Origin of the sequence: Streptomyces sp. AC1-42W, from assembly GCF_003248355.1 — a bacterium.
In the GTDB taxonomy this organism is placed as follows: Bacteria; Actinomycetota; Actinomycetes; order Streptomycetales; family Streptomycetaceae; genus Streptomyces.
The window spans coordinates 1,540,128-1,552,320 of record NZ_QKWY01000002.1 but is presented as its reverse complement, the minus strand read 5'-3'; the positions used below and the strand labels follow the sequence as shown (position 1 = coordinate 1,552,320).

Below are 12,193 nucleotides of genomic sequence, written 5' to 3'. Positions count from 1 at the left end.
ACCGCCGGCCGAGCCGGCCGCCCGCGAGGGCGGCCCTACTCCGGGCTGCGGTGCTGGTCGGGCTGAGGGTCCCGGCCCGGCGCCGCGGCCCGCGGGTTTTTCCGCGGGCCGTCCCCTTTCACGCAGCCCCCTTCAGCGGGTCTCGGTGACTTTCGCGAGCGCGCGCGGCGCGTCCGGGTCCTGGCCGCGCGCGATCGTCACCTCGTAGGCCAGCATCTGGAGCGGCAGGATCTCCAGGACCGGCTGGACCTCCTCGGCCACGCCGGCGGTCGGCAGCACGAAGCCCGCGCTGGCCGCCGCGACCTGCGCCTCGGGGCCGACGACGAACAGGTCGGCGCCCCGGCCGCGCAGCCGGTCCAGGACGGGCTGCAGGGCCTCGCCGCCCCGGCCGTCGGTCACCACGGCGATCACCGGCGAGATGTTGTCGACCATGGCGAGCGGGCCGTGCAGCAGATCGGCCCCCGAGTAGGAGAGCGCCGGGATGTAACTGGTCTCCATGAGCTTGAGGGCGGCCTCCTTGGCCGTGGGGTAGCCGTAGCCGCGCGAGGTGATGACCATGCGCTCGGCGAAGCGGTACCGGGAGGCCAGGGCCCGTACCTCGTCCTTGCGGGCGAGCACCTCCTCGGCGCGCTCGGGCAGGACCGCGGCCGCCGCCCCGTCGCCGCCGCGCAGCCCCTCGACGAACAGATACAGCGCGAGCAGGGAGGCGGTGTACGTCTTGGTGGCCGGCAGGGCCTTCTCGGGGCCGGCCAGGATGTCGATGTGGTACTCGGAGACCGCCGCGAGCGGCGAGTCCGGGTTGTTGGTCACGGCCAGGGTCACCGCACCGGCCTCCCGCGCGGCCGTGGTGGACGCCACCAGGTCCGGGGAGCCGCCGGACTGGCTGACCGTGATCACCAGGACGTCGCGCAGGTCCGGCCGGGCGCCGTAGGCCGTGGTGGTGGACATCGAGGCGAGGCCGCAGGGCAGCCCCATCGTGATCTCCAGCAGGTACTTGGCGTAGAGCGCCGCGTTGTCGGAGGTGCCGCGGGCGGTGAGCAGGACGAAGCGCGGGCTGCGGGCCGCGATCAGCTCGGCGGTCCGGCGGATGGCCGGGGCGCCGCGTTCCAGGATGCGGCGGAGCATCGCGGGCTGCTCGGCCATCTCACCGGACATGATGCGGCCGGGCCGCTCGCGGTCGTCGGCCGGGTGCGTGGCGGACATGTCTGGTGCCTCCCGGTGGTCGCGATGGATCGGCCCAGTCGAGCACGGGGCGCGCGGGGGCCGCCAGCGGGCGGGGTCCGGAGGGATGGCGGGCGGGGTCCGCGGGGCGCGGTCCGGGGGCCGGGACGGCCGTGTCCGGGCGGCCCGAGTCTGCTAGATTAGGAGCTTGATTGGTCTATACCACAGACGTCACTCTTCGATCGGATCGGCAGGCCCCGCGTGGAAGTTGTCATCGTCCCGGACGCCAAGGCAGGCGGCGAACTGATCGCGGGGGCCATCGGCGCCCTGCTGAGCCGCAAGCCCGACGCCCTGCTCGGCGTTGCCACCGGCTCTACCCCGCTGCCCATCTACCAGGCCCTCGCGGACCAGGTCCGCTCCGGGGCCGTGGACGCCTCGCGCGCCCGCGTCTGCCAGCTCGACGAGTACGTGGGGCTGCCGGTGGGCCACCCCGAGTCGTACCGCTCCGTGGTGCTGCGCGAGGTCGTCGAACCGCTCGGCCTGTCCGAGGACGCGTTCATGGGCCCCGACGGCTCCGCCGAGGACGTCCAGGCGGCCTGCGAGGCGTACGACAAGGCGCTCGCCGCGGCCGGCGGGGTGGACCTCCAGCTGCTCGGCATCGGCACCGACGGGCACATCGGCTTCAACGAGCCGTGCTCCTCGCTCGCCTCCCGCACCCGGATCAAGACGCTCACCGAGCAGACCCGGATCGACAACGCGCGCTTCTTCGACAACGACATCGAGCAGGTGCCGCACCACGTCATCACCCAGGGCATCGGCACCATCCTGGAGGCCCGCCACCCGATCCTGCTCGCCACCGGCGAGGGCAAGGCGGACGCGGTGGCGGCGACGGTGGAGGGTCCGGTCGCCTCGGTCGTGCCCGCCTCCGCGCTCCAGCTGCACCCGCACGCGACGGTGGTGGTCGACGAGGCCGCCGCGTCGAAGCTGAAGCTGGCGGACTACTTCCGCGCGACCTGGGCCGCGAAGCCGGCCTGGCAGGGGCTGTAGGCTCCCTCGCCGCCCGCGCACACCGCGCCATACGAAAGGGCCGGGACACCGCGAAGGTGTCCCGGCCCTTTCGTATGCGCTGTTACGCGGTACCCGCGATGATCTCCGCGGCCGCCTGGCCGCAGACACGGGCGGCGCCGTGCGTCGCGATGTACAGGGCGCCCCGCGGCTCGGCCTGGGGCACGCCCATCTCGACCACGACGGTGTCCGGGCGCGCAGCCAGCAGCGCCTCCAGGGCCTCGCCCATCCACGGGTGACGGTGCGCGTCACGGACGACGGCGACGATGCGCCGCTCCCCCGCCGCCGCCAGCGCGGCCGCGGCCGGGGCCTCGGACTCGCTGTCGTACGTGTCGGTTCCGGTGCCCGGGACCAGGCGCTCCAGCTCGGCCGCGAGGCCCCACGGGGTCTCGTCGCCGACCGCGATGTTGGCGACCGGGGTGAAGGCGGCCACGTACGCCGGGCCGGTGAGCGGTTCCGGCGTGCCGGTCACCCTCACCGCGCGGCGGGCGGCCACCAGGCCGATGTCCGAGGCGACGCCGGTGCTCCGTGCGGTGCCGGGCGCGGTCCCCTCCTGCACTGCCGCGCCCGGCTCCCGGCCGGCCCCCCTGGCCTCCCGCGTCCAGGACGCGAGGGCCCGTACCCGTGCGGCGGCGTCGGCGAGCCGCTCCTCGGGAAGTTCACCGGAGCGCACCGCGGCGACCAGCGCGTCGCGCAGCCGGATCACGGTGTCCTCGTCGTCGAGCCCGCCCCCGACGCAGAGCGCGTCGGCCCCGGCCGCGATGGCGAGGACGGAGCCGTGCTCGATCCCGTACGTCGAGGCGATGGCCTGCATCTCCACGGCGTCGGTCACGATGAGCCCCTCGTACCCCATGTCCCGGCGCAGCAGCCCGGTGAGGATCTGGGGGCTGAGCGTGGCCGGGCGGTCCGGGTCGAGCGCGGGCAGCAGGATGTGCGCGCTCATCACCGACTTGGAGCCGGCCGCGATGGCCGCCCGGAAGGGCACCAGTTCCCGTGCGTGCAGGGTCTCCAGGTCCACGTCGATGCGCGGCATCGCGTGGTGCGAGTCGATCGCGGTGTCGCCGTGGCCGGGGAAGTGCTTGGTGCAGGCGGCCACGCCGGCGGCCTGGAGGCCCTCGACGTAGGCGGCGGTGTGCCGGGCGACCAGCTCCGGTTCGGCGCCGAAGGAGCGGACGCCGATGACCGGGTTGCCGGGGTTGGAGTTGACGTCCGCGGACGGGGCCCAGTTGAGGTTGACCCCGCACTCGGCGAGCCGGCGGCCCAGCTCGTGGGCGACGGCGCGGGTCAGGTCCGCGTCGTCGACCGTGCCGAGCGCCAGGTTGCCGGGGAAGGAGGAGCCCTGGCGGACCTCCAGGCGGGTGACGTCGCCGCTCTCCTCGTCGATGGCGACGAGCACGTCGTCCCGCTCGGCCCTGAGCTGGGCGGTGAGCGCGGCGACCTGCTCGGGCGTCTCGACGTTCCGGCCGAACAGGCCGACGGAGGAGAGTCCTTCGCCGACCCGGCGCAGCAGCCACTCCGGTGCCGTGGTGCCGGTGAAGCCGGGCTGCAGGACGGCGAGAGCGTCGCGGGTGACGGTGTCCGTGGTGGATACGAGGGTGGTCATGGGGCGGCGTTATCCCTTCACGGCGCCGGAGGTGAGACCCGCGGCCATCTTCTTCTGCACGAACATGAAGAAGATGACGACCGGAAGGGCGATCATGGTCGACGCCGCCATCAGGGCACCGTAGTCCGTACCGCGCTCACTGGTGAACGTCATCAGCCACACGTTGAGCGTGTACTTGGAGTTGTCGTTGATCAGGATGTAGGCGAAGAGGTACTCGTTCCACGCGTTCACGAGCGCGAAGATCGAGGCGGCGGCGAGGCCGGGCGCCAGCAGCGGGAGGATCACGCGGCGGAAGGCGCCGAAGCGGGTGCAGCCGTCCACCATGGCGGACTCCTCCAGCTCCACCGGGATGTTCACCACGAAGCCGCGGATCATGATCGTCGCGAACGGCAGGGTGGAGACCAGGTAGACGACGATCAGGCTCCAGTACTCGTCGATGCCGCCCATGGCGTTGAGCTGGGCGTAGATCGGGATGAGCATCGCCGTCGGCGGCAGCATCTGGACCAGGATGAGGATGAGGACCAGGGACTTGCGGCCGAAGAAGCGGAACCGGCCGATGGCCAGGGCCGCCAGGGTGGCGATGATCATGCCACCGACGACGGCGGTGATGGAGACGATCAGGCTGGACTGGATCGCGGTGTAGAAGTTCGGCTGCTCGGTGGCCTTGACGAAGTTGTCGAAGGTGAACGAGGAGGGCCACAGTGTCTGGTCGTACGAGCGGATCTCGCGGCTGGGCCGCAGGGCGCTGACGACCAGCCAGTAGACCGGGAAGACCATGACGGCCGAGATGACGAGGCCGAGGACGTTGAGCCCGAAGCGGGTGTTCTTGCGGTCCGGGCGCAGGACCTGTGGTGTGTCGGTCGTGGTGCTCATTCGACCTCTCCCGTCTTCATGAGCTGGCGCAGGTAGTACACGGCCACCGCGGACAGCAGGAGCACCGTGATCAGGGCGATCGCGGTGCCCTGGCTGAAGGAGGTGGACTCGAAGGCCTTCGAGTAGGAGTAGAGGCCGAGGGTCTCGTACTCGGGCTCGGGCTTGTTGCCGCGCAGCAGCCAGATCTGGCCGAAGACGTTGAAGTCCCAGATCACCGACAGCGTGGCGACCATGCTGAACACCGGCTTGATGACCGGCCAGGTCACGTAGCGGAAGATGCCGAAGCTGGTCGCGCCGTCGAGGGAGGCGGCCTCCTCCAGTTCCTGGGGGACCTGGGTGAGGGCGGCGTACAGGGTGACGACCACGAAGGGGATGGCACCCCAGACCACCAGCAGGGTGATGATCCCGAAGCCCTGGACCGGGTCCAGGTACCAGTTGTGGCCGAGCCAGTCCTCACCGACGACCTTCGCGATGAGGGTGTTGATGAGGCCGTAGTCGGAGTCGGCCATGAACCGGAAGATGGAGGCGGCGACCATCAGCGGCATCGCCCAGGCGGCGATGAGGCAGAAGGTCAGGACGAGCCGCACCCAGTTGGACAGCCGGCGCATCAGCAGGGAGATCAGCAGGCCGATGCCCATGGTGAGCGTCACGCAGACGGCCATGAAGACGACGGTACGGAAGGTCACCCACCAGAACTCGGAGTCACCGAGGATGTTGGTGAACTGGTCGAAGCCGACCCAGGGTGCGGGATCTCCGGTCCACAGCTCACGCCGGCCCATGTCCTGGAAGGACATGATGACGGTCTTGGCGAGTGGGTAGAGATAGACGGCGGCGATCGCCACGATCGCCGGGAGGATCAGCAGATAGGGCAGCAGTTCGCCCTTCTTCCGCTTCCTCTTCTGCTTGAGGGGGCCGTTGCCGCCCTGCTCGGACAGCGGGCCCCCGTCCGCCTTCGGATCACGTGGTACAGGGACCGGTGGCCCGGCGGCCTTGGTATCGGCGGCAGTCACGTGGCTGACCTTCCAATCGCGGGTCCGGGGAGGGCCCCGGAAAATGCGGTGTTCTTGTGCAAAAGGAGCGGGGGCCCGGCTGTGCCGGGCCCCCGCCTGGCGATCAGAAGGCTCAGGCCTTCTTGTTGATCAGCGCGTCGATCTCGCCGTCGGCCTTCTTCGTGGCGTCGGCGACGGACGTCCCCTTGAGGACCGAGAGCAGCATGTTCTGCAGGATCTCCTCCTTCTCGATGGAGGCCCAGCCCGGCGCGATCGGCGTGAACCAGGCGTCCGGCACCGCGTTGGCGATGGCGGCCGTCTCCGGCTTGGCCTTCAGCGGCTCAAGCTGCTTCTCGTTGTTCGGGAGGATGTTCTTCGACGCGAGGACCTCCATGGACTTCGCGTTCGTGAAGAGCGAGATCCACTCCTGGCCGAGGTCCTGGACCTTCGACTTGGAGATGGTCGCGAGGTCCGAGCCACCGATGAAGGACGGGAGCGCCTTGCCGTTCGGGCCGGGCATGCCGGCCGTTCCGATCTTGCCCTCGAGCTTCGGGTTGCCGTTCTCGCCCGTGGTGACGCTGCCGGCCTCCCAGGCCTGGCCGTAGATGACCGCGGCCTTCTCGTTGGCCATGACGTTGGCGTGGTCCTGCTCGTCCTTCGTCTGGTCGGCCTTGTTGTACTTCTTGACCAGGTCGATGAAGTGCTGGATGCCCTTCTGCGCCTCCGGGGTGGAGAGCGAGGCCTTCCACTCCTTCGCACCCTCGTCGTACTTGGCGATCTGGCCGCCCTCAGCAGCGACGTAGGACATCGCGGCGTACCAGTAACGACCGGGGTAGTAGAGGGACGAAGCGCGCTTGTCCTTCTTCGCCAGCTTGGCCTGGACCTTGTCCATGGCCTTGAGGAACTCGTCCTCGGTCTGCGGAAGGGCGTCGCTGCCGGTGGCGTCCTTCAGCATGTCCTTGTTGTAGACCGCCAGGCGGGCACTGGCGTAGTAGGGCACGCAGTAGATCTTGCCCTCGTAGGAGCAGGTGTCCTTGAGGCCCTTGATCCACGTGTCGGAGTTCTCGTACTTCGAGGGGTCGATCTCGCCGAGAGCACCATTGAGGATGTACTGCATCGTCTCGGTGTTGCCGAGCTCGACAACGTCCGGGAACTTGTCGCCGCCGAGCGCGGTGTCGAGCTTCTTGACCTTGTCGGCCCAGCCCTGGTACTGCACCTTGACGTTGACGTTCGGGTACTTCTTCTTGAACTGGGCGTTGACGTCCTTGACCAGCTCGGGCCAGGTCGTCTGGGCCTCGCCCATGAGCCAGACAGTCAGGTCTTCCTTGCGGTCCTTCGGGTCCTTCGACGACTCCTTGCTGTCGGAGCCACCACACGCCGCAACAGAAACCAACATGCCCGCGACACCGATCGCCGCGATGAGCTTGCGCTTCACGCCACCCTCCTCAGGGATGTTGCAACCCCCTCCCCACCGCGCGAAAACGTCGACGAGTACCTCTGGGGCTGGGACCTGGTCTTTAATGGTTTAGACCAGTTACCGGGAGCTTGGCCTAGACCTTTAGGGGTGTCAAGGGTGTATAAGAAGTGCACTCGCGTCCGTTATAGGACCGACACCTGAGGGAGGGCGACCAGCCGTGACGGGACCGTGTCACCATGTGAGCCGCGACAGACGGAGGAGCCGGTGACGGCAGCAACGCAGCAGTCGGGGAGGCGGGCCATGGGTGCCGACGGGGGAAGTACGGACAGTGAGACGGGCGCGGGAGCCGGTACGCGGACCGCGCGTGTCCCTAAGTGGTCGGCTCCGTAAGTCCTTCGGGGGTTGATCATGGTGCCGGGGCGGCGGAGGATTCTTCGTGTCGGCCGGCGGGGTGCTGGTCGAGTCTGGCCAGCAGATCGTCCAGGTCGGAGGTGGTGAACTTCCACTGGAACGGCTGTGCCGTGGCGTTGTAGCGGTCTTCGAATTCTCGGAGCCGGTCTGTGACCTGGGTGAGGTCGGTGAAGTCGTTGGGCGAGACGACCTTGCGCTGGACGACGGAGAAGTAGATTTCCACTTGGTTCAGCCAGGAGGCGTGCACCGGGGTGTGGACCAGGACCGCGTTCGGGAACGCGTCCGACAGTCGGTCGGCGGCCTTCTTGCCGCGGTGGGAGGAGCCGTTGTCGACGATCCAGAACACGCGTTTCGCGCTGGCGTAGGGCTCGCGGGTCATGACCTGGGTGACCAGGTTCATGAACGGGGTGATGCCGGTGGTCGGCTCGCAGCGGCCGGACACTTTCGCGGAGTGGACGTCGTAGGCGGCCAGGTAGGCCAGGGCGCCGCCGCGCCGGTAGGTGTGGTTCACGCGCATCGCGCGGGCCCGGCCGGGCGGCAGGGTCGGATGACAGCGGCAGCGGGCCTGGATGGAGGTCTTCTCGTCCGCGCTGATGACGTACTCGTCGTCGCCGAGCGGGACGCCCCGCCAGGTACGGGCATACAGGTCCAGTACACGCTCGGCCTTCGGGCGGAAGTCCGGGTCGGTGACGAAGATCCAGGATTGGTACTGCCACGGTTTGATCGCGTCGTCGCCCAGCCAGCGACGGACAGTGGAGGCGGAGATCGAGCTGGCGATGGACCGGGCGACGACTTCGCGGGCAAGCTCCGGGCACGACCAACGCGCCAGCGGCACCCCTGTCTCGGCGGGCAGCCGGCAGGCCAGAGCCTTGACCTGGGCGGCCTGGAGCGCGGTGAACGAGGGGGGCCTGCCCGACCGGTCGAGGTCGCCCAGCCCGGCGAGCCCGTGCTCGGCGAACCGGCCGCGCCAGCGGCGGACCGTGTCCAGATGCAGACCCGTCTCCCGGGCGATGCGCGCGTTGGCGCGTCCGCGCGCCGCGTGCAGCACCACCTGCGCGCGCATCCGCAGCCGGTACTCGGTCTTGTGGCCGTAGGCCATCAGCTTCAGTCGCTCGCGCTCGGCGGCGCGCAGGGTGATCGTGCGGGCGACGGCAACAGGCAATGCAGGCGGGCCAATCCGGAGAAGTGGATCACAACAGGCCGAAGCTTGCCGTATCCGGTCCGTGGCCCCTCGGGCAGGATGGGCGCCATGCCCACGCCCTCGGAACACACCCGCCTCTCGCTGGAAGCCCGCCTCGGCGAGCAGGCCCGCGCCGTCTGGCCCCAGATTGCGCAGTTGCATGTCCGACACCGCGGAGCGTTCGCCTACGTGGAGGCCGAACTGGCCGACGGCGAACGGGTCAAGCTGATGCGACTGCGCTACACCGGCACCGTCAGCAAGAGGTGGGGCTTCGCCCCCTACTACGCCAGTGGCGACCGCTACGAAGACTCCCTGCTGCCCACCGGCAGCCCCACCGGCACCCCCGCGGAGGCGCTCGACTGCGCCTGCGAGCTCCACATCGCTGCAGTCGACATCTGACCCACTACCAGGCACAACGCCGGATCCGAAGTCAACCCCCGAAGGACTTACGGAGCCGACCACTAAGTACTACCGGCTGAAGCGACATCTCCTCGACATGACGGACACCATGCCGCCAGGTACCCCCGTTCCCCCGGAACGGACCCTGGCGGCGGAGTTCGACACCTCGCGCACCACCGTGCGCCAGGCGCTCCAGGAACTGGTCGTCGAGGGCCGGCTGGAGCGCATTCAGGGCAAGGGCACCTTCGTCGCCAAGCCGAAGGTCTCCCAGGCCCTGCAACTCACCTCGTACACCGAGGACATGCGCGCCCAGGGGCTCGAACCCACCTCGCAGCTCCTGGACATCGGCTACGTCACCGCCGACGACACCCTCGCCGGGCTGCTCGACATCAGCGCCGGCGGACGCGTCCTGCGCATCGAGCGCCTGCGTCTGGCGAGCGGTGAGCCGATGGCCATCGAGACCACCCACCTCTCGGCCAAGCGCTTCCCGGCGCTGCGCCGTTCGCTGGTGAAGTACACCTCTCTCTACACCGCGCTGTCCGAGGTGTACGACGTCCGGCTGGCGGAGGCCGAGGAGACCATCGAGACCTCGCTGGCCACTCCGCGCGAGGCCGGACTGCTCGGCACGGACGTGGGCCTGCCGATGCTGATGCTCTCCCGGCACTCGCTGGACGAGCAGGGCGAGCCGGTCGAGTGGGTGCGCTCCGTCTACCGCGGCGACCGCTACAAGTTCGTGGCCCGGCTCAAGCGGCCGCTGGACTGACCCCTCGCACGCATGTCCTTGCGAACGGCCCCCGGACCCACCTCCGGGGGCCGTTCGGCGTTCCGTAACGACCGTTCACCGCACGGCGGCCCCGACAGGGGGTGACGCCTGCCGGGCCCTCCCCCTAGATTCCCTGCGCATCACAGATGATCAACGAGGGGACGGAGACACCGCCATGCCGGAGGAACCAGAAGGAAAGCCACCCGTCGTCACACCGATGAGAGTGGTCATCGCGCTCTGTCTCGTCGCGCCGTTCGTGGCGATGCTCTGGGTGGGCTCGTACGCGAAGACCGACCCCGCCTTCATCGGCATCCCGTTCTTCTACTGGTACCAGATGCTCTGGGTGCTGATCTCCACCGTGCTCACCATGATCGCGTACAAGCTGTGGCAGCGTGACCAGCGCGCCCGCAAGGGGGGTGCGTCGGCATGACGGACGGAGTCAACGGCGTCGCGCTCGCCGTCTTCATCTTCTTCTTCGTGGCCGTCACGGTCATGGGCTTCATGGCCGCCCGCTGGCGCCGGGCCGCCAACGAGGCCAGCCTCGACGAATGGGGCCTGGGCGGACGGTCGTTCGGCACCTGGGTGACCTGGTTCCTGCTCGGCGACGACCTCTACACCGCGTACACCTTCGTCGCGGTCCCGGCGGCGATCTACGCGGCGGGCGCGGCCGGCTTCTTCGCGGTGCCCTACACCATCCTGGTGTACCCGCTGATCTTCACCTTCCTGCCGCGGCTGTGGTCGGTCTCGCACAAGCACGGCTACGTCACCACCTCGGACTTCGTCCGCGGCCGCTTCGGCTCCAAGGGGCTCTCGCTGGCCGTCGCGGTCACCGGCATCCTCGCCACGATGCCGTACATCGCGCTGCAACTCGTCGGCATCCAGGCGGTGCTGGACGTGATGGGCGTCGGCGGCGGCGAGAACACCCACTGGTTCGTCAAGGACCTGCCGCTGCTCATCGCGTTCGCGGTGCTCGCCGCGTACACCTATTCCTCGGGGCTGCGGGCGCCCGCGCTGATCGCGTTCGTCAAGGACGGGCTGATCTACCTCGTCATCGCGGTGGCGGTCATCTACATCCCGATCGAACTCGGCGGCTTCGACGACATCTTCGCCGCCGCCCAGGACAAGTTCACCGAGTCGGGCAAGGGCGGTCTGGTGCCCGCCGAGGCCGGGCAGTGGGGGTACGCCACGCTGGCGCTCGGCTCCGCGCTCGCCCTGTTCATGTACCCGCACTCCATCACGGCGACGCTCTCCAGCCGCAGCCGTGAGGTGATCCGCCGCAACACCACCATCCTGCCGCTCTACTCGCTGATGCTGGGCATGCTGGCGCTGCTCGGCTTCATGGCGATCGCGGCCGGTGTCGACGTGGACAACGGGCAGCTCGCCATCCCCCAGCTGTTCGAGAACATGTTCCCCGACTGGTTCGCCGGGGTGGCGTTCGCCGCGATCGGCATCGGCGCCCTGGTGCCGGCCGCGATCATGTCCATCGCCGCGGCCAACCTGTTCACCCGCAACATCTACAAGGACTTCCTCAGGCCGGACGCCACGCCCGAGCAGGAGACCAAGGTCTCCAAGGTGGTCTCGCTGCTGGTCAAGGTCGGCGCGCTCGCCTTCGTCCTCACCATGGACAAGACGGTCGCGATCAACTTCCAGCTGCTCGGCGGGATCTGGATTCTCCAGACGATGCCGGCCCTGGTCGGCGGCCTGTTCACCCGCTGGTTCCACCGCTGGGCGCTGCTGGCCGGCTGGGCGGCCGGGATGATCTACGGCACGGCCGCCGCGTACGGGGTCGCCGGCCCGACCCAGAAGCACTTCGGCGGCTCATCCGACGAGATCCCCGGCCTCGGTGAGATCGGCTACATCGGACTGACCGCCTTCGCGCTGAACGTCCTGGTCACCGTGGTGCTGACGTTCGTCCTGAACGCCGTCAAGGCGCCCGCCGGCATCGACGAGACCTCGCCGGCCGACTACACCGCGGACGCGGGCGATCCGGGCGTCGAGGCCGAGCTCCCGCCGGCCACCGCGGGGGCGCCGGGCGGCCACTGACCGGCTGCGTCCGAACCGTACGACACAACATGTGGGGGCTGCCCGATCGGGCAGCCCCCACATGTATGCTCATCCTCGCTGTCGCCGCAGGGGAATCCGGTGCGAATCCGGAACTGTCCCGCAACGGTGTATTCGGTGCGCTTTCGCGCACCCATGAGTCCGAGGACCTGCCGACAGCGCGTCCGGTTCGACCGAACCGGGCGCCCAGACGTCCGGGCCTCGTGGGATGGGCCGGTGGACGCCGTACGGAGTGCCGCCCCGCGCCGGGCCCGCTCCTGCCCGGCTGCCC

The 12,193-nt window shown here is 69.4% G+C and carries 11 protein-coding genes and 1 riboswitch; of the genes, 5 read left to right on the top strand and 6 right to left on the bottom strand.

Going from position 1 to position 12,193, the window contains the following annotated elements; translation table 11 throughout:
* Positions 1-132: 132 nt before the first annotated feature.
* Complete coding sequence (locus DNK56_RS25015) at positions 133-1,203, bottom strand: SIS domain-containing protein (RefSeq protein WP_111338091.1); 1,071 nt, start codon at positions 1,201-1,203, stop codon at positions 133-135.
* 219 nt (positions 1,204-1,422) lie between these two features.
* Between DNK56_RS25015 and nagB the strand changes: the two genes are divergently transcribed.
* Entirely contained in the window at positions 1,423-2,208 is a 786-nt protein-coding gene (gene nagB / locus DNK56_RS25010; RefSeq protein WP_111338090.1) for a glucosamine-6-phosphate deaminase, read from the top strand.
* A gap of 82 nt (positions 2,209-2,290) precedes the next feature.
* On the opposite strand, the gene DNK56_RS25005 is transcribed toward nagB, so the two are convergent.
* The 5 genes from DNK56_RS25005 to DNK56_RS24980 all read right to left on the bottom strand — a co-directional run bounded on the left by DNK56_RS25005 (position 2,291) and on the right by DNK56_RS24980 (position 8,681).
* Positions 2,291-3,829 carry a glycoside hydrolase family 3 protein gene (locus DNK56_RS25005; RefSeq protein WP_111338089.1) on the bottom strand — a complete coding sequence of 513 codons (1,539 nt, stop codon included), beginning with the start codon at positions 3,827-3,829 and terminating at the stop codon, positions 2,291-2,293.
* A 9-nt stretch (positions 3,830-3,838) separates the two neighbouring features.
* Positions 3,839-4,702 carry a carbohydrate ABC transporter permease gene (locus DNK56_RS25000; RefSeq protein WP_111338088.1) on the bottom strand — a complete coding sequence of 288 codons (864 nt, stop codon included), beginning with the start codon at positions 4,700-4,702 and terminating at the stop codon, positions 3,839-3,841.
* On the bottom strand, positions 4,699-5,712 hold the full coding sequence (locus DNK56_RS24995; RefSeq protein WP_111338087.1) for a carbohydrate ABC transporter permease: 1,014 nt from the start codon (positions 5,710-5,712) through the stop codon (positions 4,699-4,701). The genes DNK56_RS25000 and DNK56_RS24995 overlap by 4 nt, the downstream gene beginning before the upstream one ends.
* 112 nt (positions 5,713-5,824) lie before the next feature.
* A complete protein-coding gene (locus DNK56_RS24990; RefSeq protein ID WP_111338086.1) occupies positions 5,825-7,126 on the bottom strand; it encodes a sugar ABC transporter substrate-binding protein in 1,302 nt (433 codons plus the stop codon).
* 388 nt (positions 7,127-7,514) lie between these two features.
* Entirely contained in the window at positions 7,515-8,681 is a 1,167-nt protein-coding gene (locus DNK56_RS24980; RefSeq protein ID WP_241989748.1) for an IS630 family transposase, read from the bottom strand.
* An 87-nt stretch (positions 8,682-8,768) separates the two neighbouring features.
* Here DNK56_RS24980 and DNK56_RS24975 point away from each other — a divergent pair, with 87 nt between their 5' ends.
* The 4 genes from DNK56_RS24975 to mctP all read left to right on the top strand — a co-directional run bounded on the left by DNK56_RS24975 (position 8,769) and on the right by mctP (position 11,904).
* Positions 8,769-9,098 carry a hypothetical protein gene (locus tag DNK56_RS24975; RefSeq protein WP_111330414.1) on the top strand — a complete coding sequence of 110 codons (330 nt, stop codon included), beginning with the start codon at positions 8,769-8,771 and terminating at the stop codon, positions 9,096-9,098.
* Complete coding sequence (locus DNK56_RS24970; protein WP_446750473.1) at positions 8,989-9,861, top strand: GntR family transcriptional regulator; 873 nt, start codon at positions 8,989-8,991, stop codon at positions 9,859-9,861. The genes DNK56_RS24975 and DNK56_RS24970 overlap by 110 nt, the downstream gene beginning before the upstream one ends.
* Before the next feature lie 175 nt (positions 9,862-10,036).
* Entirely contained in the window at positions 10,037-10,291 is a 255-nt protein-coding gene (locus tag DNK56_RS24965) for a DUF3311 domain-containing protein (protein ID WP_111338085.1), read from the top strand.
* Entirely contained in the window at positions 10,288-11,904 is a 1,617-nt protein-coding gene (gene mctP, locus DNK56_RS24960) for a monocarboxylate uptake permease MctP (RefSeq protein WP_111338084.1), read from the top strand. Before DNK56_RS24965 ends, mctP begins: the two co-directional genes overlap by 4 nt.
* 65 nt (positions 11,905-11,969) lie before the next feature.
* A riboswitch (cobalamin riboswitch) is annotated at positions 11,970-12,093 on the top strand.
* The last annotated feature ends 100 nt before the right edge of the window (positions 12,094-12,193 follow it).

Coding starts and splice junctions, on each gene's coding strand:
- DNK56_RS25015 (WP_111338091.1), bottom strand. CDS start 1,203: ATGTCCGCCACGCACCCGGCCGACGACCGCGAGCGGCCCGGCCGCATC.
- DNK56_RS25005 (WP_111338089.1), bottom strand. CDS start 3,829: ATGACCACCCTCGTATCCACCACGGACACCGTCACCCGCGACGCTCTC.
- DNK56_RS25000 (WP_111338088.1), bottom strand. CDS start 4,702: ATGAGCACCACGACCGACACACCACAGGTCCTGCGCCCGGACCGCAAG.
- DNK56_RS24975 (WP_111330414.1), top strand. CDS start 8,769: ATGCCCACGCCCTCGGAACACACCCGCCTCTCGCTGGAAGCCCGCCTC.
- DNK56_RS24965 (WP_111338085.1), top strand. CDS start 10,037: ATGCCGGAGGAACCAGAAGGAAAGCCACCCGTCGTCACACCGATGAGA.
- mctP (WP_111338084.1), top strand. CDS start 10,288: ATGACGGACGGAGTCAACGGCGTCGCGCTCGCCGTCTTCATCTTCTTC.